A 23,125-nucleotide genomic window follows, 5' to 3' on the forward strand; every position below is an offset into this window, starting at 1 on the left:
ATATGAACAAATGTCAAATATCGCACAAATACATTGCCGCTTGGCCCGCCGCGCTTTATGTCTACGCCAGAGGACGGGAGGTCCAGTTTCCCGCTCGCATAGCCAAGGAGAGATCCCGCATGGACAAGACAGTCGGGAGCACGGCGGAAGCCGTCTCTGTGATCGGAGATGGCGCGACCGTCATGATCGGTGGTTTTGGTGGCTCGGGCGCGCCGATCGAGCTCATTCATGCCTTGATCGACAAGGGTGCCAAAAACCTCACCGTGATCAACAACAATGCCGGCAACGGGCGCATCGGTATCGCGGCGATGATCGATGCCGGCATGGTGCGGAAGATGATCTGCTCTTTCCCGCGTTCGTCGGATCCGCGCGCCTTCACGGATAGATATCTGGCTGGCGAAATCGAGCTCGAGCTGGTGCCGCAGGGAACGCTTGCCGAGCGCATCCGCGCCGGCGGGGCCGGCATCCCGGCCTTTTATACGCCGACGGCCTACGGCACCGAACTGGCCACCGGCAAGGTCATCGCCGAATTCGACGGCCGTCATTACGTGCAGGAGCGCTGGCTGAAGGCCGACTTCGCGATCGTCAAGGCTGCGATCGCCGACATCCAGGGCAACCTCACCTACAACAAGGCCGCCCGCAACTTCAATCCGCTGATGTGCATGGCGGCGGCGAAGACCATCGTCCAGGTCTCATCCATCGTTCCGGCCGGCGGCATCGATCCCGAGCATGTGGTGACACCAGGCATCTTCGTCGATCGCGTCGTCACTGTTCCCAATCCCCAGCAGGAAGAAGAGCTCATTCGAGCCGGAGTGGCCTACGTATGACCATCGACACTCGTGAAGACATCAAGCTTTCCAATGCGCAGATCGCCTGGCGCGCCGCGCAGGATATCGCCGATGGCGCCTATGTGAACCTCGGCATCGGCTTTCCCGAAATGGTCGCCCGATATCAGCCGCCCGGCCGTCAGGCGATCTTCCACACGGAAAACGGCATCCTGAATTTCGGAGAGCCGCCGGCCGCGGGCGACGAGGACTGGGACCTGATCAATGCCGGCAAGAAGGCGGTGACGCTGAAGCCGGGTGCCGCCTTCTTCCATCACGCCGACAGCTTCGCCATGGTGCGCGGCGGCCATCTCGACGTTGCGATCCTCGGCGCCTATCAGGTCGCCCAGAATGGCGATCTCGCCAACTGGCGGGTGGGCAGCAAAGGCGTGCCGGCAGTCGGCGGCGCCATGGACCTGGTGCACGGCGCCAAGCAGGTCTGCGTCATTACCGAACACGTCACCAAAACAGGCGAGCCGAAGCTGGTGGAGAAATGCACCTTCCCGCTGACCGGCGTCGCCTGCATTACCCGCATCTATACGAGCCATGCCGTCATCGACATCGTGAAGGGACGCTTCGTCCTGCGCGAGAAGCTGGCCGCGATGTCGCAAGAGGAATTACAGGCCATGACCGGCGCGCCTCTGCACGTCGAAGGGCCGGTTGGCGACCTCGTCGTGCCCAAACTCTGAGAAAAAGCCATGACCGAAGCCTTTATCTGCGACTATGTCAGAACGCCGATCGGCCGTTTCGCCGGATCGCTGTCCCAGGTGCGCGCCGACGACCTCGGTGCGATCCCGCTGAAGGCATTGATGGCACGCAACAGCGCCGTCGATTGGGAAGCTGTCGATGACGTGATCTTCGGCTGCGCCAACCAGGCGGGCGAAGACAACCGCAATGTCGCCCGGATGTCGGCCCTGCTCGCCGGCCTGCCGATTATTGTTCCGGGTACGACGATCAACCGGCTCTGCGGCTCCGGCATGGATGCCGTAATCACGGCGGCGCGGGCCATCCGCTCTGGTGAGGCCGAACTGATGGTCGCTGGCGGCGTCGAGAGCATGTCGCGCGCGCCCTTCGTCATGCCGAAGGCCGAGACGGCCTTTTCACGGGCGGCGGAAATTCACGACACGACGATCGGCTGGCGCTTCGTCAACCCGCTGATGAAGAAGCAATATGGCGTCGATTCGATGCCGGAGACGGGTGAGAACGTCGCCGCAGACTATCATGTCAGCCGCGAAGACCAGGATGCATTCGCTGTGCGAAGCCAGGCGAAGGCCGCTGCCGCCCAGGCGAACGGACGGCTGGCGAAGGAGATCACCCCGGTGACCATCCCGCAGCGCAAGGGCGATCCTGTTGTCGTCGACAAGGACGAGCATCCGCGCGTGACGACGATCGAAACGCTGGCGAAACTCGCCACGCCTTTCAAGAAGGAAGGTGGCACGGTGACGGCAGGCAATGCCTCCGGCGTCAATGACGGGGCAGCGGCGCTGATCGTCGCTTCCGAAGCGGCGGCGCGGAAATATGGCCTGACGCCGATTGCGCGCATCCTCGGTGGCGCGGCTGCCGCCGTTCCGCCAAGGGTGATGGGTGTCGGGCCGATCCCGGCCTCGCGCAAGCTGATGGCACGGCTCGGCATGACCGCGGAGCAGTTCGATGTGATCGAACTCAACGAGGCCTTCGCCAGCCAGGGGCTGGCGGTGCTGCGCGCGCTCGGGATTGCCGATGATGATGCGCGGGTGAACCGCAATGGCGGCGCGATCGCACTCGGCCATCCGCTTGGCATGTCGGGCGCACGCATCACCGGCACGGCAGCGCTCGAGCTTCTGCAGACCGGCGGAAAATATTCGCTGTCGACCATGTGCATCGGCGTCGGGCAGGGGATCGCGATCGCCCTTGAAAGAGTTTGAGGTCGGGACGCTTCCAGCTTTTGCCGGAGGCTGCCGACCCGTTGCGCGCGGCGCCCGGTTTCGTTAGAGATCGGGCATGCTAATCCGACCCGCAGACAAGAACGATCAAGGCGCCATCTGGAGGATCATCGGTCCGACCATCCGCGCCGGCGAAACCTATGCGCTCGATCGCGATCTGACTGAGGCCGATGCGCTCGCCTACTGGATGGGACCGGACCGCGAGACCTTCGTCGCCGAAGAGAATGGCGTGATCCTCGGCACCTATTACATCAAGGCCAATCAGGCAGGCGGCGGCCGGCATGTCTGCAACTGCGGCTACATGACCGACGCTGCCGCGAGCGGCCGGGGCGTCGCCCGCCTGATGCACGAGCATTCCCTGGAGCATGCCCGCTTGCGGGGCTTTCGGGCGATGCAGTTCAATTTCGTCGTCAGCAGCAATGAACGCGCGGTCGCGCTGTGGCAGTCTCTCGGCTTCGATATTGTCGGCCGGCTTCCTGGCGTGTTCCTTCACCCTACGCAGGGCTATCTCGACGCATTGGTGATGTTTCGTACCCTCTAAGTGCGACGAAAAAAGATGTGAGTGCGCTGTCGAATTCGCAGCGGTTCAAACGTCTTTGGATTGCAGGCGCGAAATGTGGCAGGCTTGCCGCATGCGTCGCGATCACTCTGTCGGCATGGAGGTTATGAAGCCATGAGTGTTTCCTATCGTTGGGTCATCGTCGCTGTGGGCGCTTTGATGACATGCGTTGCGCTCGGCGCGATGTTCTCGCTGGCGATTTTCCAGGAGCCGATTGCAACGGCGACCGGCTGGTCGCATGTCGGCATCGCGAGCGCGATGACGCTGAACTTCATCGTCATGGGCTTCGGCGGATTCTTCTGGGGTGCGGCAAGCGATCGCTTCGGCCCCCGCGTCGTCGTGCTGATCGGGTCGGTGCTGCTCGGCCTGGCGCTGGTCCTTGCGAGCCGCGCCGAGACGCTGCTGCAGTTCCAGCTGACCTACGGTATCCTCGTCGGATTGGCCGCCAGCACGTTTTTTGCGCCGATGATCGCGGCGACGACCGCTTGGTTCGACGAAAACCGCGGGCTTGCGGTGTCGCTCGTCTCCGCCGGCATGGGCGTCGCGCCGATGACCATCTCACCCTTCGCGCGCTGGCTGATCTCGGCCTATGAATGGCGGCCGGCCATGCTGATCATCGGCGTCGCGGCCTGGGTGCTGCTGGTGCCGGCCGCGCTTCTTGTCAGGCGTCCGCCTGCCGAGACCGCCGATACCGGAACCGAGTTCGCAGCCGACGGCGCCCGGCCGCAGCTGTCGAAAGTATTTCGATCGCCGCAATTCATCGTGCTTGGCCTGACCTTCTCGGCCTGCTGCGCAGCGCATTCCGGGCCGATCTTCCACATGGTCAACTATGCGACCATCTGCGGCGTAGCACCTATGGCGGCCGTCAGCATCTACAGCGTCGAGGGCCTGGCGGGACTGGGCGGCCGGCTTCTCTATGGCAGCCTTGCCGACAGGATCGGGGTGAAGCCGGTGCTGGTCGCCGGCCTGCTGGTGCAGGCGGCAGCACTTGCCACCTATCTCTTGGTCAGCCAGCTCGGCGAATTCTATGCGCTCGCCATCGTCTTCGGCAGCGCCTATGGCGGTGTGATGCCGCTCTACGCCGTGTTGGCGCGGGAATATTTCGGGCCGCGCATCATCGGCACCGTCTTCGGTGCTGCAACGATGCTCTCCAGCCTCGGCATGGCCTTCGGCCCTCTGATCGGCGGCTGGATATTCGACACTTTCGGCAATTATTCCTGGCTGTTCATTGGCTCCGCAATGGTCGGGTTGGGGGCTGCGGCAATAGCGCTGGCATTCCCGCCTGTCGTCCACCAGAAACCACAGCCGGCCTTTGGCGTGGCGCCGTAGCGAGACCCCTTCCGGTGCTCGCAGGCAAGCTCAGGCGGCCGTCGGTGACGATGGCCGCTTGCATGCAGACCGCGTAGTGCTTCTTATGGCGATGCAATCTCGCTCTTTCGTGCATTGCCCTTCGTCGATTTCCCCTAGATACTTCTCCTATTCGTTTCATCACCTATGTCCTTGGTTTTTCGGGAGGCTATCGTCGCCATGGTCGAACTTGCGCAATCGCTCGCATCCATCAAGCTGCCGGACCTGTCCGGCAAGGCTGTGCTGATCACCGGCGCCTCGACCGGCATCGGCGCGGCACTCGCCCGCGCCTTTGCGGCTCAAGGAGCCAAGGTCGGTGTGCATTACAATGCCAGCCGCGAACCGGCGGAGAAGCTTGCAGACGAGATCCGGGCTGCCGGCGGCACGGTGCATCTGATCCAGGGCGACGTGTCGAGGGAAGGCGAGACCGAGCGTGTCGTCGAGGAGACGGCGAAGACCTTCGGTCATCTCGACGGGCTCATCAATAATGCCGGCGGCATGCTCGGGCGTAAGCCGACTTCGGAATATACCGACGCGCATTATGCCGCGGTCATGGACCTCAACGCCCGCTCGGTGCTGGCGGCCACGCGTGCGGCGCATCCCTGGCTGAAAAAGCAGGGCGGCTTCATCATCAACACCACCTCGATCGCCGCGCGCAATGGCGGCGGCAATGGTGCGATCCTTTATGCGGCGTCCAAGGGCTTCGTCTCGACGATCACCCGCGGCCATGCCAAGGAATTCGTCGCCGACAGGATCCGTGTCAACGCGGTGGCGCCGGGCGTTATCGCAACACCCTTCCATGAGCGTTATACCAATGACGAGCAGATGGAACTGCAGCGCAAATCGATCCCGATGGGCTTCGTCGGCACATCGGAGGATTGCGTCGGGGCCTATCTCTTCCTCGCCTCGCCGACGCTGTCGGGTTACATCACCGGCCAGATTATCGAGGTCAATGGCGGACAGTTGATGCCTTAATCTCCGCCTCCTCAAGAGATCTTCCCTTGCGAGCCAAGGGAACTTTCGAGCCGCCGTTACGTTTCCCGCATGGTCTTTTTATCGAGCGGGGCATTATGAGCTATTCATTTTCGGAACTCGACTTCCTCAAACCGGAGCTCGGGGCGGAATATACGGGTTCGGGCACCCATTTCGCGGTATTCTCAGCGCATGCAGAACAGATGGAGCTCTGCCTCTTCTCGCCTGATGGCAAGAAGGAGGTGGCGCGATTGCCGCTGCCGAAGCGCGAAGGCGATATCTGGTCCGGCTATATCGCCGGCGTTGGACCGGGCACCGTCTACGGCTATCGCGCTCACGGTCCCTATGATCCCAACGCCGGCCATCGCTTCAATGCGAACAAGCTGCTGCTCGACCCCTATGCCAAGCAGGTCACGGGCGAGCTGACATGGCATGACGCGCTGTTCGGTTATCAGATCGGCGAAGACGATCTGTCCTTCGACGAGCGTGACAGTGCACCCTTCACGGTCAAGGGCGTGGTGCAGGATCCGGATTTCGATTGGGCGGGTGAAGAGGCGATCCGCCGTCCCTGGCCCGACACGATCATCTATGAGGCGCATGTGCGCGGCCTGACGATGACGCATCCGAAGGTGCCGGACCGGCTGCGCGGCACCTTTCTCGGCATGTGCAGCGATCCGATCATCGACCATCTCGTCAAGCTCGGCATCTCGGCGATCGAGCTTCTGCCCATCCAATATTTCCTCGACGATCGCTATCTCCTGGAAAACAACCTACGCAATTATTGGGGCTACCAGACACTCGGCTTCTTCGCGCCGCAATCGCGCTACATGTCCGGCGACAAGATCACCGAGATCAAGACCATGGTGAAGAAGTTCCATGCCGCCGGCATCGAAGTCATCATGGACGTGGTCTACAACCACACCGCCGAAGGCAGCGAAAAAGGCCCGACGCTCTCCTTCCGCGGGCTCGACAATGCCAGCTACTACATCCTCTCCCCTGATGATCCACGCCACACCTTCGATACGACGGGCACCGGCAATACGCTGAATGCCGCCAATCCTATGGTGATGCGTATGGTGCTCGACAGCCTGCGCTATTGGGTCGGCGTCATGCATATCGACGGCTTTCGTTTCGACCTTGCCAGCACGCTCGGCCGCCAGGATATGGAATTCGACCGGCAGGGCCTGTTCTTCGGCGCCATCCGCCAGGATCCGATCCTCGCCGGTGTCAAGCTGATCGCCGAGCCCTGGGACGTGGGCGATGGCGGCTATCAGGTTGGCGGTTTTCCCCATCCCTTCCGCGAGTGGAACGACAAATTTCGTGACGACGTGCGCCGCTTTTGGAAGGGCGACGGCGGCATGGTGTCGGAGATCTCGCAGCGCATCACCGGCTCGGCGGTACAGTTCAACCACTCGGATCGCGGCGCGACCTCATCGATCAATCTGCTGTCGGCCCATGACGGCTTCACCCTGATGGACACGGTCTCCTTCAACGACAAGCACAATGACGCGAACGGCGAGGATAACAGGGACGGACATTCGGACAATCATTCGGACAATATGGGTGCCGAAGGTGTGACGGATAACGAGGACATCAACAGCCTTCGGGCACGGCGGCGGCGCAACATGATGGCGACGCTGATGCTCTCCCAGGGCGTTCCGATGATCCTTGCCGGTGACGAGGTGGGCAACAGCCAGGGCGGCAATAACAACGCCTATTGCCAGGATAACGAGATCGGCTGGACGGATTGGTCGGGGCTCGACGACCCCTTCCTCGATTTCTGCCGGCAGGCCGTCGCCTTCCGCAAAGCCCATCCCGTCCTGCGGCAAGAGCGGTTCCTGACCGGCGAGACCGCCGAGGACGGCCGCATCGAGATCGCCTGGTACAAGCCGGACGGCAATTTCATGGACGATGGGGCCTGGAACGACGAAGGATTACAGGTGCTCGGCGTCTATGTCTCGAGGAGCGTGAATGCCCCAGACACCGAGACGATGGACGACCTCTTCCTCATCTTCAATGCCGGCGGCGATTGCGAGGTGCACCTGCCTGTCGTGAATGGGCTGAAGCAGTGGTCGAGGGTTCTCGACACGGGGACGGAGACGGATGCCTTCGAGGTGCACGAGCCGGAGAACCCGGTCATCGTCTATGCCCAGAGCGTGGCGGTCTTTGCACCGAAGGGACAGACCGAGCCGCCGAAGGGCGCGACAAAAGCCGAGCGCCGCCGCTGGTTCCAGTTCGGCCGCAGGAGCAAGTAGCAGAGACCATGAATGCCGAAGCCATCACCGACCTTGGTCTCGTCTATGTCAGCGATACCGAACCAGGCATCCGCAGACGAAGGAAGGGCAAGGGCTTCAGCTACGTGATGCCCGACGGCACGACGCTTGCCGACGAATTGCAGCGGGCGCGCATCGGCGCGCTCGGTCTGCCGCCGGCCTATGAAAATGTCTGGATCTGCCTCTACGAGAACGGCCATCTGCAGGCGACAGGCTTCGATGCGCGCGGACGCAAGCAATACCGCTATCACAAGGAATGGCAATCCTTCCGAAGTGCGGGAAAATTCCATCAGCTGATCGAGTTCGGCCGAGCCCTGCCTCGGATACGCCGCACCGTGTTGCGCCATCTCGACACCGGCGCGGAGGATGTCAACGGCGTGCTTGCGGCTTTGACGACCCTGCTTGACGAGGCACATTTGCGCGTCGGCAACCAGGCCTATGTCAGGGAGAACGGCACCTATGGCGCAACGACGCTGCTGAAGCGCCACCTGAAGATCGTCGACGGGCAGATAGAGCTGAAATTCCGCGCCAAGGGTGGCAAGCGTGTCCAGCGCAGTCTCAAACATCCCAGGCTGCAGAAGATCCTGGAGGAGATAGCGGACCTGCCCGGCCGCCAGCTCTTCGTCTGGAAGGATGAAAGCGGCGCGCTGAAGCCAATCGATTCCGGCCGGTTGAACGCCTATCTGGCCGAGATATCGGGGATTCCCATTTCGGCGAAGACCTTCCGCACCTGGGCCGGATCGCTGGCGGCCTTCGGAGCGGCGCGCGAGACGATTGTCGGCGGCGGCCGGCCGACGGTAAAGCAGATGTCGGAAGCCGCCGCCGAGGCGCTGCACAACACACCTGCGATCTCGCGCACGAGCTATATCCATCCCGCGATCATCGCGCTCGCCGGCAACGATCATTCGCTGATCGAGAATGGCAACGAGCCGCTGCGGGGCTTGCGGGCCGAGGAAAACAGGCTACTTGATTTCCTCACAAGCGAGATCGAAGAATGAGCCCCAGAAATCCGCCGGCAGTAGATGTATCGCTGACCCATCCCGACCGGCTCTATTGGCCGGATGAGGGCGTGACCAAGCAGGCGCTGGCGGATTATTACGCGGCGGTCTGGCCATTCATAGCGCCTTATGTCGTCAATCGGCCGTTGGCATTGCTGCGGCTGCCGGACGGGATAAAAAGCCAACAACGGTTTTTTCAGAAGCATGCCTGGAAGGGCATGAATCCGCATATCGAGGAGATCGCCGACCCGCAGGATGCGGACGGCGAAAAGCTGCTGCGCATCGCCGATTTCAACGGGCTCGTGGCGCTGGTGCAATCAGCCGTGCTCGAAATTCATCCCTGGGGCGTAACGACCGACAATTGGGAAAAACCCGATATGATCACCATGGACCTCGATCCTGGCGAGGACGTAGCCTGGAGCGCTGTCATAACAGCAGCGCTTGAATTGAAGGCGCGGCTGGAAGCCCGTGGCCTGGCGGCCTTCGTCAAGACATCAGGTGGCAAGGGGCTGCATGTGGTGACACCGCTTGCGCCGAAGGCCGGCTGGGCGGAGGTGAAGGATTTCGCCCATTCGCTGGCCGAAAGCATGTCGGCCGATGCGCCGGAGAAATATCTGGCAACCGCGACGAAGGCAAAACGCGGCGGGCATATCTACATCGACTATCTCCGCAACGGCCGCGGCAACACGGCGGTCGCGGCCTATTCGACGCGGGCACGATCGGGTGCGCCGGTTTCGATGCCGCTCGATTGGCCCGATTTGGACGAGGTCAGCGGTCCGGCCGCCTTTACGCTCGGCAACGTGCCGCATCGGCTGCAGACCCGGCCGAAGGACCCGTGGGGAAATTTCTTTGATACGGCCGTGCCACTCGAATGAACGGCTCTATCCTTTTGCTTTACGCAATTCCCGGCAAAACCGCTTCGCGCTTTGCCTGGGAAAACCGCTTCGCACTTTTCCTGGAATTGCTCTTGCCTCATCCCGCGCTGTCGAGCTCAGGATAATGCCTGAAAATCCCTTCCTCGTTGAAGGCGAGGCGGCGGGGGGAGGCGAGATAGCGGGCAATGTTCGGACGTTTCGCCACCGCATCATGCAGAGCCAGCAGCGCGGGATATTCCGCCTTGCGGTTTGCCATGGCTTTCGGAAAGGCATAGGTCAGCCCCTCGATCACCTGGAAGAGCGAGAGGTCGACATAGGTCAGCGCATCGCCGACTATATGATTGCGACCCTTCGGGTTCTGCCGCAGCACACGCTCGAAATAGCCGAGGAATTTCGGAATGCGTTCGCGGATGAAGGCGGCTGAGCGGGCTTTTGCCTCCGGCTTCTGGTCCTCGTAATAGAGCGACGTGTCGATCGGATGGTGCGTATCGTGCACTTCGGCGACGAAATCGGTGACGGTCAGCTGCAGGCCGTTGATGACGTGGCGAAGGCCTTCGTCCTCAGGCGCAAGGCCGAGCTTCGGACCGAGGTAAAATAATATGTTGGCGACATGCGGGATGATGAGGTCGCCGTCCTTCAGGAAGGGTGGTGCAAAAGGAATATGCGGTTCGCTTTCACTCTCCATGACGTCGATCATGGCGCTGGTACCACGCCCGGGCTGGCGGGTGATATCGATATAGTCGGCGCAGGCTTCTTCCAGAGCCAACCGCACGAATTCGCCGCGACCTTGAATGCCGTCCCAATAATAAAGCTCGTATGCCATGGCTGCTCAATCCTTCGGTTGACGACCGAAGTCTTTTCGCAATTCGTCCTTGGCTTTTTCAAGAGTGCCGCGTCGCTTTTTCGTCAGTTGGTCGCCAGCACGGTTGATGTAGAAGGTCAGCATCGACATGGCGGCGCGATAAGGGCTCGAATTGCGGCGATCGCTCTCTTCGGCGGAGTGCTTGACGGAACGGGCAATCTTCTTCGGATCGTCCGATTTGAACACGCCTTCCTTCAGGTCCATCGCATCGCTATGTTCGGTAATGTCCTGCGACCATTTCTTCTGCGATTTGGCCATGTCGAAAATCCTTTTGCCGGGTGCGGTGGGCGGCAAAGTCACCGCCTGTCCTATTTCCAATCAGTGGTGGGTATGGTGTTCGTTGCGCTTGCGCGTCGCGGCGGCCTTCTTCGCAGAGGTGGACCGATCCTCTTTCGAGCGTGCGGCGGATGCCGCGCCGCCGATGCGGCCGCCCTTTTCGGAGGATTCATGCGTGTCCTTCTTGCCCCGGCCGGAACCGGATTTATTGCCGCCGCCGCTTTCCTTGTTGACGGTTGCCCAGGCACGCCGTTCGGCTTCCTTGTCGGAGACGCCGCGCTCTTCGTAGCTTTCCTCGATGTGCTCGGCTTTGCGCTTCTGCTTGTCGGTATAGTCGGATTTGTCACCTTTCGGCATCTCAGCCTCCTCTGGTTTTCAAAGGGATTGAACCGGTACGGCGCCCAAAAGTTCCGGCTGCGGGCATGGCTTGCAAGCCCGGATTCGGGAACGAAAGCCGGTTTTGTCAGGTTCCCGATGGGAAAGCCTGCGCACAGGCCGCACATGAGAAGGAGCCGAGAACATGGGAAAACACATCGTCAAAGGCGATGGAAACGGCGCGATCGACGTGAACGGCCAGGTGTCGCCGGTCACCTATACCGTCAGCCTCAAGCAAGGGAAGGGGCACTCCTACGAGGTTGGCATCCGCCTGATGGCGCCGCGCGACTGGCTGCTGCAGAGGGGTTTCGAGCGGGATGCCGTGCTGGTCAGCCAGAGCGGTGCGCGCATTCCCGTCTATCACGATGATGGCAATCATCACGATGATGACAGTCATCACGATGATGGCCGGCTCGATCCTGCCGACACGATCTCGATCGAACTGGCGGCGCGCGACGACAGCTGCACCAGCGAGGTGGATCTGATGCGCAAATTTCCCGAGTTCGACGGCTAGCGCATTTCCGTTTTTCTCCGAATCACGGAAATGCTCTATCCTCCTTTTTTCCACGCAATTCCGGACGCAAAACTGCTGCGCACTTTTGCTGGAATTGTTCTAGCCAACAGGCCGTTGCTGGACGGCGGTCTTTACCGCCCGTTCGAGCGCGATGCTGCTGAACGGTTTTGACAGCAGCACCGAGCCGGACAGGCGGCTTGCATCCGGCAGGCTGCTGTGGCCGGTCGCAAACACCAGGCCGACCGATGGAAAGGCCTCGCGCGCCTTGGCGGCAAAGACCGGACCCGACATGCCAGGCAGGCTGACATCGGCGACGATGATGTCGACGATGGTGTGTCCGAGGATTTCCACGCCCCGTTCGCCGCTATCAGCCTCGATGACGTCATAACCGAGATCCTGGAGAATCTCGGCAGTATCCATGCGGATGAAGGCGTCGTCTTCCACAAGCAGCAGCTTCAACTTTTCACCGGTGATATCGGGAGGTTTGGGAACGGGCGCTGCGGCATCGCTCACCCCCTGGCGGCGTTGCGTCCGGCTGGCAAGCACGTGGCGGATCTTGCGGGCGAGTTCCTCGCGCGTATAGGGCTTGGAGAGCAGTTCCAGACCAGGATCGAGCCTGCCGCCATGGACGATCGAATTTTCGGTATAGCCCGATGTGTAGAGCACGGCGATATCAGGCAGGCGCTCGCGCGCCATGCGCGCAAGCTCCGGGCTTCTCAATGGGCCGGGCATGACGACATCGGTAAAGAGCAGGTCGATATGGGCGCCGCTTTCGATAACGGTGAGCGCGCTTTGCGCATCCTTGGCTTTCAGCACGTGGTAGCCGAGATCCGTCAGCATCTCGATGACAGTCGTGCGCACACCCTCGTCATCCTCGGCGACGAGGATGGTTTCCGTGCCCCCGGTTGCCGGCACACTGTCGACATTGGTGATGCGATCCTCGCTCTGGAACGAGCGGGGCAGATAGAGCTTGACGGTCGTGCCTTCGCCGATCTCGCTGTAGATCTTCACGTGGCCGCCGGACTGCTTGACGAAGCCATAGACCATCGACAGGCCAAGACCGGTACCCTTGCCTTCCGGCTTGGTCGAGAAGAAGGGCTCGAATGCCTGTTCTATTACCTCCTGCATCATGCCGGAACCGGTATCGGTGACCGCCAGCACGACATATTGGCCGGCGGTGACTTCGGGATGGGTGCGGCTGTAGGAATCGTCGAGGAAGGCGTTGCCGACCTCGATCGTCAGCTTGCCGGCGCCATCCATCGCGTCGCGGGAGTTGATCGCAAGGTTGAGCAGGGCGTTCTCGATCTGGGTGGGATCGGCAAAGCTATTCCAGAGACCGCCGGAAACCATGGTCTCAACTTCGATCTCCTCGCCGAGCGCGCGGCGCAGCATGTCGTCCATGCCGGTGACGAGACGGCCGATATTGACGACCTTCGGTTCCAACGGTTGGCGACGGCCGAAGGCGAGCAGTTGGCTTGCCAGCCGCGAGCCGCGTTCGACGGCGGCAAGCGCGTTGGAAATGCGTTCCTTGGCCCGGCCGCTCTCTGCCACGTCCTTGCCGAGAAGCTGCAGGTTGCCTGAGATCACTTGCAGCAGATTGTTGAAATCATGGGCGACGCCGCCGGTAAGCTTGCCGATCGATTCCATCTTCTGCGATTGCTGGAGTGCTGCTTCGGCCTGCTGACGCTCGGCAATCTCGGCCGCGACGCGGACCTCGAGCATTTCATTGAGTTTCCGCAGCTGATCTTCCATGCCGCGGCGCTGGTCGATTTCGACTTTGGCAGCACGGAAGAGCCGGATATTGTCGATCGCGACGGCTGATTGGCCGGCGAGGCTGACGAGGCTCGACTCGGCCGCTTGGGAAAAACGGCCGGGCTGGCCGTGGCCGAAGAACAAGCCGCCGATGACGCTGCCGTCGCGTGATTTCACCGGCACGGCAAGATAGCTCCTGACCGGCAGATGCCCCTTGGGCATGCCTGTATGTGGCGCATTCTGCCCGTAGCGCGGGTCGAGCAGGATGTCGTCGGAGCGCACGATGCCTTCGCCGTCGAAGGTCGGCGCGAAGACCTTGGTGTTGCGCGGCATCGGGAATTTCTCGAAGTTCTTCCGATCGACACCGGATAGCGCATAGAGCATATAGCTGCCGCCCTCGCCATCGTCGACATTGTAGAAGAAGGCGCCGAATTCCGCGCCGGTCAGCGTCACGCCGGCATCGACGACAATCTGGGTAAGGCGTTCGACACTGGGCTCGGCGGTGATGGCGGCTCCCGCCCGGTTGACGACCGCAAGCGCCTCCGATTTCACACGCAGCTCTTCCAGCGCCGTCTCTTCGCCGCGCTTGGCCGACACCTGGTCGGTGACATCAAGGGCCGCACAGAGGATGCCGGCAACTGTGCCGTCATCGTCGCGCAGCGGCGTGTATGAGAAGGTGAACCAGGTGTCCTCGGTGCGGCCGTCGCGGCGCATCGGGATGAGCAGCTCTTTGAACAGCTGCGAACTGCCGTCGAGCGTGCTGGCGACGATCGGCGAGAACTGTTCCCAAATATCCGCCCAGACCTCGCGGAAAGGTCTTCCGAGTGCGTCGGGATGGCGCTGCGGGAAAACAGGCACGTAGGCGTCATTGTAGAGAAAGGCGAGATCCGGACCCCAGGCTACGAATTTGGGCTGGCGGGAATTCAACACCATTTCGGCGATATGTTTGAGGGAAGCGGGCCAGCTTTCGACCGGACCGAGACCGACGGCGTGGAAAGCCGGATGCCGTAACAATTCGCCGATTTCGCCGCCGCCTCTCGGCCAGCCGTTCCCGACGCTTCCCATTCAAAATCGCTTCCTTGTCGTCCGCTGCGCCGGAGTGTTGGCCACCTGGGGTTCAGCCCTTCCAAACCGTCAACATAGAGGCTTCCGATAGCAGGGAAAGGGCGCGGTCGAAATATCCTTAACCCAGAGCTTTGTGCGTCCTTTCGCACGCGCAAAGCTCGATGCGCCAGGGCGTTCAACACTTTTAGCCGTCTGCGGACGGCGCCTGCGGGCTGTTATTTTCGATAGAGTTTCTGCGATGCGGCGAAGGCACGGCCGATATAGACGGAGACCAACTGCACCGGCGCGCGCGGATCGCGGAAAACCAGTCCCACGAGGTTATCGACGACAAGGATGAACCCGAGCGCGAGACCGAGGTAGAGCAGCGCGGCGATGACGAGGAGCGACATCTCCATCCCTCACACGATCGCAGTCGAAGCGCGGTTGCTGGCTAAAAAGAGGATTTCGGTATGACCGTCGTTCATGGCAGCTTCCCCGTCCCGCCATAAACAGTCATCATATCTTCTCGTTCCCGGTTATCGGACGAAGGTTCAACTTTTTTCGGAAGCCTCAAAGCTTGCAGCGTCATCCGGCCTCTGTTCACCCCCGCATGGAAGCCCCACCTCTGAAATTCCATAAAGCACAACTAATTCAGGCATATGACAAACGGGGACCAAAGGGCGTCGCGACGACGCCCTTTTTTCTCGACGTGCTCGGTATTTCGGTGTTCAGGACGCCGTCTTGCGGCTCGCAGTCCGTTTCGGTGCCGGTGTCACGACGCCGTTCGTCTTGCTGCCCGTCACGCTGCGCTTCGTCTTGGGCTTGACTTCCTTGCCGTCGGAAGACGCAGCAGAACCTTCGAGCCTGTCGCGCTCGTGTCGTGCCTGTTCCCAATGGATGGAATCTCGCCCTGTCGGATAGCCCTCTTCTTCCCAGAGGGCGTATGCACGTTTTTTGATCCACTCTTCCCGAGTTTCTGCCATCGCTGATCTCCAGTCACATGATGCCGTCGTTCGAACGCGATACTGCTTGGATGGTTCCAGAGGAGGGGAACTCTTTCAAGCGAAATCGCGCTGCACCCGCGAATATTTCGCGTTGCAGCATATTAGGGTTGAGAATCGACCTTTCATTGGGGCCGAAACTCCCCCGCCTTGTGCAGATCTGACACGAAATCCCGGCGCTGCCGGCGCCGCTCCGCCTCGTCGCGGATGCGCAAGAGATAGGAGGGGTGGATGGTGACCAGAACGGGTGGACGGTTTGTCGGATGCAGGATATGGCCGCGCTGCGGCGTCAGCTTCGCCTTTGGCCCGAGCACCGCATAAAGTGCGCTTGCGCCGAGCGTCACGATAAGTTTCGGCTGCAGGATGTTGAGTTCGGCGCCGAGCCACCAGGCGCAACGCCTGATCTCGCCGGCATTCGGTTTTGAATGCAGCCGCCGTTTGCCGCGCGGCGTGAACTTGAAGTGCTTGACGGCATTGGTGACGTAGCAGCGCTGCCGGTCGAGACCGGCCTCTTCCAGGCAGCGATCGAGCAGTTGGCCGGCGGGACCGACGAAGGGCCTGCCGGTCAGATCCTCCTGATCGCCCGGCTGCTCTCCGATGAGGACGATCTCGGCTTTCACAGAACCTTCGCCGAAGACGATTTGCGTGGCATTCCTATAGAGATCACAACGGGTGCAGCCTTCCGCCTGATGCCGGAGTTCGGCAATGCTTGCGGCATCCGCGACTTCGAGCGCCAAGGCAGGGCCGACACTTGCGGCGATGTTCATGATGGCGATCCTCATTTCCTCGGGATCAATCCATCTGTGCCGGCATTGTTCCCGTTCGGGAATGGGCCGCGCGCTTTCGAAATCGCAGGCCCCTTCCTGAACTTTTCGCGATCGATCCCGGGCCGGCAAAATGATCACGGTAAGAAATTTCGCGTCATGGGAGAGCGGCGGCGTGATTGAACGTCGCCATTTCGCGGCTATATTCGCCTGCGATGTTCTATCTCCTATCAACCTACTGGCCGCATATCCTCTTTGTCGTTTCGATCGCCATGGGGGCCGCGGCGGCGATCCATGCCGCCATGACCAAGGAGGAGGTGCGCGCGGCGATCGGCTGGGTCGGCGTCATCATTCTGTCTCCGATCATCGGTGCGCTGCTCTATGCAATTGCCGGCATCAACCGCATCCGCCGCAAATCGCTGAGCGTCCGGCGCGACGCGCTGCTGCTTGCTGCCGAATTCGACGAACTGGAGACATTCGATGCCGAGGCCGAGACGGTGATCAGCCAGTTCGGCCGCCGCTTTGCGGCGCTGCAGACGCTGGGCGACCGGGTGACGCGCAATCCGCTGACGACAGGCAATACGATCGATGTGCTGGAGACCGGCGACGAGGCCTATGCGGCGATGAAATCAAATATCGACGAGGCGACACGCAGCATTCTGCTCGAAACCTATATCTTCGACCGCGATGCTGTCGGTCTTCGCATCGCCGATGCGCTGATTGCGGCGGCCCGCCGCGGTGTGGAAGTCCGGGTGCTGATCGACGCGGTCGGTGCGCGTTATTCGGTGCCGAGCATTCTCGGCCATCTCAGGGAAGGCGGCGTCACCGTTGCCGTCTTCAACGGCAACGTCATCATGGGCTTGCGGCTGCCCTATGCCAATCTGCGCACCCACCGCAAGATCCTGATCGTCGATGGGAAAATTGCGCTGACGGGCGGAATGAACATCAGGGCAGGCTTCAGCGAGGAGGCAACAGGCGAGAGCTTTGCCCACGACACGCATTTCAGCGTCACCGGCCCTGTCGTTGCCGACCTTTTCGACCTCGCCGCCGAAGACTGGCGCTTCTCCACACAGGAGTTGTTGAACGACGAGCCCTGGCACATCGAACCGCCAGAGCGCAGCCCCGGTGATCCCATCTTAATGCGTGTCGTCGCCTCCGGCCCGGACCGCAGCGTCGAGACCAACCACAAGATGCTGATGGGCGCTTTTTCCGTGGCGCGCCAATCGATCCGCATCATGTCGCCCTATTTCCTGCCGGACCGCGAACTCATCAGTGCGCTGGTGACGGCGGCGCGGCGCGGCGTCGAAGTCGATATCGTCGTGCCTGCGGTCAACAACCTCGTGCTGGTCGACCGGGCGATGACGGGGCAATTCGATCAAATCCTCAAGAATTATTGCCGCATCTGGCGGTCCACCGGCAGTTTCAGCCATTCGAAGCTGCTGACGATCGACGGCACCTGGGCCTATGTCGGCTCTTCCAATCTCGACCCGCGTTCGCTGCGGCTGAATTTCGAGGTCGATCTCGAAGTGCTGAATGAGGGCTTCGCCGGCGAGATCGACGAGCATATCGAGGAAACCTTGAGATCGGCAACGCCGGTGACGCTTGAGGGGCTGCAGGCGCGACCCTTCGCGGTGCGGCTGCTCGAGAAGGTGCTATGGCTAGGGTCGCCCTATCTCTGATTTTTTGTGATCGGACGTGGCAAGTTCGACTTGGCTGCCTATACTGCTGAGACAAGCCTTTTCGATCAACGGAACAAGTGCGCCTGCCGATGCACGCCAGAAAAGACAGCCTTCCCGCCAGCATTCTCGCCTCGATCAGGAGCAGGAAAAAGCGGCTCGATGCAGCCTATACCGAGGCAAGGCCGCGCAGTGCCGGAACGCTCATTGCCTCCTACAACGTGCATAAGTGCATCGGCACCGACCGCCGCTTCGATCCGGAGCGCACCAGCCGGGTGATCCATGAAATCGGCGCCGACGTGATCGCGCTGCAGGAGGCCGATACGCGCTTTGGCGAACGCACCGGCATTCTCGATCTCGGCCGGCTGGAGCGGGAGACGGGGCTGATCCCGGTGCCGGTGGCCGGCATGGCGAAGGCGCATGGCTGGCACGGCAACGTCGTGCTCTTCAAGAAGGGACTGGTGCACGACGTGCATCTGGTCAAGCTGCCGGGGCTGGAGCCGCGCGGCGCGCTGGTTGCCGAAATCGAACTCGAGCAGGGCGGGGTGCTGCGCATCATTGCCGCGCATTTCGGATTGCTGCGCCATAGCAGAGCCCAGCAGGCTCGCACCCTGGTCGAACTCATCAACGACAGGCACGAGATGCCGACCATCCTGCTCGGCGACCTCAACGAATGGCGGCTCGGCGACCGGTCTTCGCTCAATACCTTCCAATCCGCCTTCGGACCGCTGCCGCCCGCTGTCCCGAGTTTTCCGGCCGGCCTGCCGCTTCTGGCGCTCGACCGGATCATCGCCAACCGCAAGGGGATTATCTCGCAGGTGGAAGCGCATGATACGCCGCTTGCGCGCATCGCCTCCGATCACCTGCCGATCAAGGCGCTGGTCGATCTGGAACCGGTGGGCGGTTAAAGCCGGTCGGAGACTTATCCTACTCCAATAACCTTGCGCCGGTCTGTGATAAGCTTAGCCCCGTTGCCTGTCCGGCTTCGGCTGGTCTTCCGACCGTTTCAAAGTTCCAAACCACCAGCCATCTCGGATGAATTCAGCCAGGCTTATTAGAATCCTCGCTTGGTCACGGTGCGCGCCACTATTCAGCCCTGATAGGTCTCCGAAGGGGAAAAGCCGGCTCCAAGGCGAGCGTGGGAAATCGTAGTGCCGACTCACGTTTCGACATCGTTGCCACTGATCCGCTCAAGTGTCTCCAGATGCTCGGCGCACGCCGTCTTGACCAGCTCAAGCAGCAAAGCGGTTTTCTCTGCAAGCCAGCCAAGAGCCTCCTCACTGATCTCGTAATGTTTGGAGTAGCGCGCCTTCACATAGGCCTCGTTCAGTGTGTTGAACCAGGCGCGCTCACGATGCTGATCGCGAGGAAAAGCTTCGGCCAATCGCCGATCCTGTTCTTCGGCAAGGGAACGGAGGAATTTGATGTTGTGAGAAGGCGGGCCGTAGTTTGTTAGGGTTAGCAGGACGCAGGAATAGGCTTGTTCGAGCGATTGATGCATAATGAACGCGGCTTCGTTGTAGTCCTTCTCGCTCAGGCAGAACATCGATACCTTGTGGAGCTTCGAGGCACTCCTGAACCGATGTTCAAAGTGGTCTCTCGCTAACCGAAACCGATCGGCCGGCGAAAGGGGCTCCGGCTCGGCCAGCGGCTCATCGTCCAGTTCGTAGAGAACGATACCTTCCTTGCGGATGTCGGAGAAAAAATACTGTCCTTCCTTGAGATAGGTGTTCACCTCCCGCCTGGAGTGGACGATGAAGCTCACCGGCGTTTCGATCGAGGCCTCGTGGATCAGCCGTTCTGCCGCCTTGTGCCAATATTCGGCGAACTCGCAGAGCTTGCGGTTGTTGACGATGATCAAGAGATCGAAATCCGACCGATAACCTTTCATGGTAAAAGGTTCATCGACCCATCCACCCTTGGCGTAGGAGCCGAAGAGGATGATCTTCAAGATCCTGCCGCGCTTCTTGAAATCGGCCGTGCCTTCCTTCAGCGCATCCTCGAACTCCTCGTGGAGGATTTCGAGAACCCGGCCTATTTCTCGCTGCTTGCGAAGCGGCATATGATCGAGCGACGACTTCATGAGCAATCGATAGGCGAAAGATCCTGCACCGTCCAGCCGCAGATTTCACATTGTACGACCCTAGGTTTGCGTCGGAATAAGTGCACTTTAGTCGGCCCTGCCGACGCAGGCTTAAGGTTCGCCGAGGCACTGGGGCTGCCCTGGTTTACTCTCAGGAATTTCCAGGCCCGCTGGGAGCATATCGTCCGGACAGGGCTCCATTCCGCCGGCGTCGCCGTCGCCGTAGCTTCGAAACCTGCTGAAGCAGTCTTCGCACCTTTCGGCGTGACGATCTCCTGGGCGCAGCATGGTGCACCGTCGTACCGATAGCTCCGACGTAGCTTGCGGCCGATCACGCGCTCAAAGGCAGTATCAGCCTCTTCGGGCATATCGTACAGTTCCACAATTAGCCGGCCATCGGTACCGATCTGGCCCCAATTGCGCACGAGAGAGCTGCCTCCGAGCAACGTCGGCTGGATCGACAGACGATAGAAACGCGCCATATTTCGGGACGGATCGATCCGATAGAGCAGCATAATGTCAGCCGTTGTATCCATGATCGGATCATGCGCGCTCACCAATTGGCCGTCCAACGAGTTTCCTGAATCGGTCGTGGCGGATCGATTCATGTTCTTGATGCACGCTACCGCCTGACGGTTTCTTCAACACCCTGTGAAGAGCTCTTGCCGACGATGGCGATGAGAGAACCGATCTTACCGATCGCAGCCGGCTGTCGCGCGCGAGATGGCTTGCTGCCCGACGCAGATACGCGGAAGGAAGACCCATCCAGCTCGTGTGGACATCCGGGGCAGGGCTCCCGCACGAGACGGCAATCGGATAGCCATGGATTGCTGTCTCCGTTTACGGTCGCTGTTCAGGACTATTCCCGTTCACCATGCCGCCTTTCTAAGGGACCGGCCGCCATCAGCGTCAACCCGCAAGGGGTTCCCCTGCGCTGCGCTCCGGTGACGCCTGCGGCTCGGCCCCTTCTTCGGGCGCCATCGGGAATGGTCCCGAGCAACCGAAGGAGACAATACCATGGCCACCACGATCGCAACCCTCACCGCAAAGAGCGACGGCACCCTCGAAGGCATCTTCGCCACCATCCGGGTCAACGCCCCGATCGCCATCGTCCCGAACGCCAGCAAGGCGAACGATGAAGCACCCGACTACCGCATCATCCACCGTAAGACCGGCTTCGAGATCGGCGCGGGCTGGAACCGCATCGCTCGCCTGACCGGCGAGGAATACCTCTCGGTCAAGCTGGAGGCTCCGGAGATCGGCGTAATCTTCGGCAATCTCGCACAAGCCCCCGGCGGCGAGCCGAACCGGAAGGTTATCCTCTGGAACAGCCCCGCCTGAGGCCTACAGGCCGGCCCCGAAAGCGGGGCCGGCTCCGAGCGTGTCTCTGCCGCGAGCCTTGTTGTTGTTCGAGCCGTCAAGGGCGTCGAGCCCATTGACGGCTATTCTGGTGCCATACGGAGAGGGAAAGTCTGCTCAGTCGATCCGAGGGTGCCATGGCGGCATAAATGCCTCAAGCACTTCGTGGTTCCCCCAATTTTGCCTCCGCTGCGGTTCCCTCCACTCCGACAAAATCGGCTCCCCCACTCGCCGGCTTCGCCGGTCGCTGACGCGATCCTTGACCCCTCCATCCCGCCATGACCGGGACGCTCGTCTTTCACAACGTCAAGGAGACGACAATGACCATTTGCATCGACGAAGTCATCGAGCTGCTGCGCGCAGAACTCGGGAATGCCGATCCTGTCGAGCGCCGGCAGATCGAGAGCGAACTCGAACTGGCACTGGCCGAGCGGGAAATCATCGAGGCCGAACAGGATGGCCGCATCGACGTCGAGCCTCCGTTCTGACGGAGGCTTATCGCCGTGTCCATGAGCCTGACCGGCCAGATCGACCGGCCGCCAGGCTGTCAGGGGTTTCCACCCCTCGACACTCCCGCCACCTCGCGCCGGATAGGGTCGCGTTCCCTTCAGGGACGCGGGTCTCTTCTCTCTCTGGCGTCCTATTCTACTCCAGCAAATCCGGCGTCAAGGACGGCCCGGGCTCTCCGCATTTTTCCGCAGCTGCGCTTCTTAGAAAAATGGGTTCTCCCGCTTGCGAGCCGCGTCCGCGGTCCTTGACCCTCTCTGCAACGGAGTGGCCAATCTCCGCCATCAACGAAGGATGTCACATTATGACAACCGATCTAAGCCTGATGCCCTATACCAAGCTTGCTGCTTCGGCTCGTCGTCTCTGAAACCGCTTCGCAAGAGCTTCACGATCATCCAGCCGGCGAGAAAGAGATCAGGCGCTTCAGCATCAATCTGCTGGACGGTCTCGAGATCGATTTCGATACGCATGAATATTGCGTCAACTGCGGCGACTGAATCACCACGCTGACCGCGGACACTGGCGTCGTCGTCGAAGTCAACAAAGGGCATCCGGCAGCAAACCGGAATTCCGGTTGATGCCGCCCGTGTCGTTTATGGCCGAGGAGCAGTTGATGACAAGCTGCCATAAGCAGCGTCCCGACTCCTGGCGCTTCCCCTCCAGACCGTGGTGTGCTCGACTGCCGGTGCAGTTAGCCTTCCGGCTAGACCCAAGCAAAACCATCAGTATCTTTTTGCCAGACGTAGTCCGCTCATGCGTAGCGATCGACTAAGATCCTGGGTGATGATCTGCTCGACCCAATATTTTCGACTGGGTAGTCGTGCGGCCCGATCAGCGGTCGACGCTGCAATCTGACGCGCCCGCTTTCCCGCGTTCGACCGTTTCGGTTGCCCCAGCTTAGATGGCGCGAGAAGCCTTCACCCTGACCATGGAAGACCTCACCATCCTACTGTTCCTTTTGTTTTCGATGAGCGATGCCAGCCAACATACTAACTAGAATAAAGTAGTAAAATACGTTAACCTGCAGCGGCAAAAGCGGCATCGGCCCTGCGTTCCGATTGGTTTGAGGGCGCAATATACGTCGCTGTCGCGACGTGCTCGGGTGAGGTGGAGACGACAGTGGCGATCATGTTCGTCAGAGC

At 61.0% G+C, this 23,125-nt stretch carries 24 protein-coding genes; 14 read left to right on the plus strand and 10 right to left on the minus strand.

The genetic code is table 11. The annotated features are described in order from the left end of the window. Positions 1–119: 119 nt before the first annotated feature. The 9 genes from MOV76_RS21745 (at position 120) to ligD (ending at position 9,770) form a co-directional block, all read left to right on the plus strand. Positions 120–827: a 3-oxoacid CoA-transferase subunit A gene (locus MOV76_RS21745; RefSeq protein ID WP_247265261.1), complete on the plus strand. Its 708-nt coding sequence runs from the start codon at positions 120–122 to the stop codon at positions 825–827. Beyond that, positions 824–1,513 (plus strand): CoA transferase subunit B, encoded by a 690-nt coding sequence (locus tag MOV76_RS21750; RefSeq protein WP_247265262.1) that lies wholly within the window; start codon positions 824–826, stop codon positions 1,511–1,513. The genes MOV76_RS21745 and MOV76_RS21750 overlap by 4 nt, the downstream gene beginning before the upstream one ends. A gap of 9 nt (positions 1,514–1,522) precedes the next feature. Then, the gene (gene pcaF / locus MOV76_RS21755) at positions 1,523–2,728 is read left to right on the plus strand and encodes a 3-oxoadipyl-CoA thiolase (protein WP_247265263.1); all 1,206 of its coding nucleotides are present in this window, start codon (positions 1,523–1,525) and stop codon (positions 2,726–2,728) included. A gap of 76 nt (positions 2,729–2,804) precedes the next feature. Then, complete coding sequence (locus MOV76_RS21760) at positions 2,805–3,287, plus strand: GNAT family N-acetyltransferase (RefSeq protein WP_018246429.1); 483 nt, start codon at positions 2,805–2,807, stop codon at positions 3,285–3,287. Between the two features lie 132 nt (positions 3,288–3,419). After that, positions 3,420–4,634, plus strand: a complete 1,215-nt coding sequence (locus MOV76_RS21765; RefSeq protein ID WP_247265264.1) for an MFS transporter — start codon at positions 3,420–3,422, stop codon at positions 4,632–4,634. A gap of 198 nt (positions 4,635–4,832) precedes the next feature. Continuing rightward, positions 4,833–5,627: an SDR family NAD(P)-dependent oxidoreductase gene (locus MOV76_RS21770; protein WP_024319955.1), complete on the plus strand. Its 795-nt coding sequence runs from the start codon at positions 4,833–4,835 to the stop codon at positions 5,625–5,627. 95 nt (positions 5,628–5,722) lie between these two features. Beyond that, the gene (gene glgX / locus MOV76_RS21775; RefSeq protein ID WP_222286392.1) at positions 5,723–7,879 is read left to right on the plus strand and encodes a glycogen debranching protein GlgX; all 2,157 of its coding nucleotides are present in this window, start codon (positions 5,723–5,725) and stop codon (positions 7,877–7,879) included. An 8-nt stretch (positions 7,880–7,887) separates the two neighbouring features. Next, a complete protein-coding gene (locus MOV76_RS21780) occupies positions 7,888–8,895 on the plus strand; it encodes a DNA topoisomerase IB (protein ID WP_115156812.1) in 1,008 nt (335 codons plus the stop codon). Then, entirely contained in the window at positions 8,892–9,770 is an 879-nt protein-coding gene (ligD, locus tag MOV76_RS21785) for a non-homologous end-joining DNA ligase (protein WP_115156811.1), read from the plus strand. Before MOV76_RS21780 ends, ligD begins: the two co-directional genes overlap by 4 nt. A gap of 97 nt (positions 9,771–9,867) precedes the next feature. On the opposite strand, the gene MOV76_RS21790 is transcribed toward ligD, so the two are convergent. From MOV76_RS21790 to MOV76_RS21800, 3 genes are read right to left on the minus strand one after another with little or no spacing between them, the layout of a single operon-like run. Next, complete coding sequence (locus tag MOV76_RS21790) at positions 9,868–10,593, minus strand: glutathione S-transferase (protein WP_115156810.1); 726 nt, start codon at positions 10,591–10,593, stop codon at positions 9,868–9,870. Positions 10,594–10,599: 6 nt separating this feature from the next. Further along, positions 10,600–10,890 (minus strand): DUF3175 domain-containing protein, encoded by a 291-nt coding sequence (locus MOV76_RS21795; RefSeq protein WP_115156809.1) that lies wholly within the window; start codon positions 10,888–10,890, stop codon positions 10,600–10,602. A 60-nt stretch (positions 10,891–10,950) separates the two neighbouring features. After that, complete coding sequence (locus MOV76_RS21800; RefSeq protein ID WP_115156808.1) at positions 10,951–11,265, minus strand: plasmid stabilization protein; 315 nt, start codon at positions 11,263–11,265, stop codon at positions 10,951–10,953. A gap of 163 nt (positions 11,266–11,428) precedes the next feature. On the opposite strand from MOV76_RS21800, the gene MOV76_RS21805 reads away from it, so the two are divergent. Beyond that, entirely contained in the window at positions 11,429–11,797 is a 369-nt protein-coding gene (locus MOV76_RS21805; protein ID WP_247265265.1) for a hypothetical protein, read from the plus strand. 99 nt (positions 11,798–11,896) lie between these two features. On the opposite strand, the gene MOV76_RS21810 is transcribed toward MOV76_RS21805, so the two are convergent. The 4 genes from MOV76_RS21810 to MOV76_RS21825 form a co-directional block, all read right to left on the minus strand. Next, positions 11,897–14,614, minus strand: coding sequence for a response regulator (locus MOV76_RS21810; RefSeq protein WP_247265266.1), 2,718 nt, complete (start codon positions 14,612–14,614; stop codon positions 11,897–11,899). A 215-nt stretch (positions 14,615–14,829) separates the two neighbouring features. Further along, positions 14,830–15,003, minus strand: coding sequence for a hypothetical protein (locus tag MOV76_RS21815; protein WP_003548963.1), 174 nt, complete (start codon positions 15,001–15,003; stop codon positions 14,830–14,832). Between the two features lie 318 nt (positions 15,004–15,321). Then, a complete protein-coding gene (locus tag MOV76_RS21820) occupies positions 15,322–15,576 on the minus strand; it encodes a DUF2934 domain-containing protein (RefSeq protein WP_026188763.1) in 255 nt (84 codons plus the stop codon). A gap of 143 nt (positions 15,577–15,719) precedes the next feature. Then, the gene (locus tag MOV76_RS21825) at positions 15,720–16,361 is read right to left on the minus strand and encodes a UdgX family uracil-DNA binding protein (RefSeq protein WP_020493448.1); all 642 of its coding nucleotides are present in this window, start codon (positions 16,359–16,361) and stop codon (positions 15,720–15,722) included. 212 nt (positions 16,362–16,573) lie between these two features. Here MOV76_RS21825 and MOV76_RS21830 point away from each other — a divergent pair, with 212 nt between their 5' ends. Both MOV76_RS21830 and MOV76_RS21835 read left to right on the plus strand, forming a co-directional pair. Beyond that, on the plus strand, positions 16,574–18,037 hold the full coding sequence (locus MOV76_RS21830) for a phosphatidylserine/phosphatidylglycerophosphate/cardiolipin synthase family protein (protein ID WP_182565632.1): 1,464 nt from the start codon (positions 16,574–16,576) through the stop codon (positions 18,035–18,037). Between the two features lie 89 nt (positions 18,038–18,126). After that, positions 18,127–18,942, plus strand: coding sequence for an endonuclease/exonuclease/phosphatase family protein (locus MOV76_RS21835; RefSeq protein ID WP_182565577.1), 816 nt, complete (start codon positions 18,127–18,129; stop codon positions 18,940–18,942). Positions 18,943–19,193: 251 nt separating this feature from the next. Here MOV76_RS21835 and MOV76_RS21840 read toward each other — a convergent pair whose 3' ends face one another. Both MOV76_RS21840 and MOV76_RS21845 read right to left on the minus strand, forming a co-directional pair. Next, positions 19,194–20,117: a nucleotidyltransferase and HEPN domain-containing protein gene (locus MOV76_RS21840; RefSeq protein ID WP_168299735.1), complete on the minus strand. Its 924-nt coding sequence runs from the start codon at positions 20,115–20,117 to the stop codon at positions 19,194–19,196. Then, positions 20,114–20,689 carry a WGR domain-containing protein gene (locus MOV76_RS21845; protein ID WP_246726401.1) on the minus strand — a complete coding sequence of 192 codons (576 nt, stop codon included), beginning with the start codon at positions 20,687–20,689 and terminating at the stop codon, positions 20,114–20,116. The genes MOV76_RS21840 and MOV76_RS21845 overlap by 4 nt, the downstream gene beginning before the upstream one ends. 445 nt (positions 20,690–21,134) lie before the next feature. On the opposite strand from MOV76_RS21845, the gene MOV76_RS21850 reads away from it, so the two are divergent. Together MOV76_RS21850 and MOV76_RS21855 are read left to right on the plus strand one after the other, a co-directional pair. Continuing rightward, on the plus strand, positions 21,135–21,458 hold the full coding sequence (locus MOV76_RS21850) for a DUF736 family protein (RefSeq protein ID WP_131606896.1): 324 nt from the start codon (positions 21,135–21,137) through the stop codon (positions 21,456–21,458). Between the two features lie 338 nt (positions 21,459–21,796). Then, entirely contained in the window at positions 21,797–21,964 is a 168-nt protein-coding gene (locus tag MOV76_RS21855) for a hypothetical protein (protein WP_164903098.1), read from the plus strand. 321 nt (positions 21,965–22,285) lie between these two features. On the opposite strand, the gene MOV76_RS21860 is transcribed toward MOV76_RS21855, so the two are convergent. After that, positions 22,286–22,453 (minus strand): hypothetical protein, encoded by a 168-nt coding sequence (locus tag MOV76_RS21860; RefSeq protein WP_165505704.1) that lies wholly within the window; start codon positions 22,451–22,453, stop codon positions 22,286–22,288. Positions 22,454–23,125: the final 672 nt, after the last annotated feature.

Origin of the sequence: Rhizobium sp. PRIMUS64 (assembly GCF_023006465.1) — a bacterium.
GTDB lineage: Bacteria > Pseudomonadota > Alphaproteobacteria > Rhizobiales > Rhizobiaceae > Rhizobium > Rhizobium leguminosarum.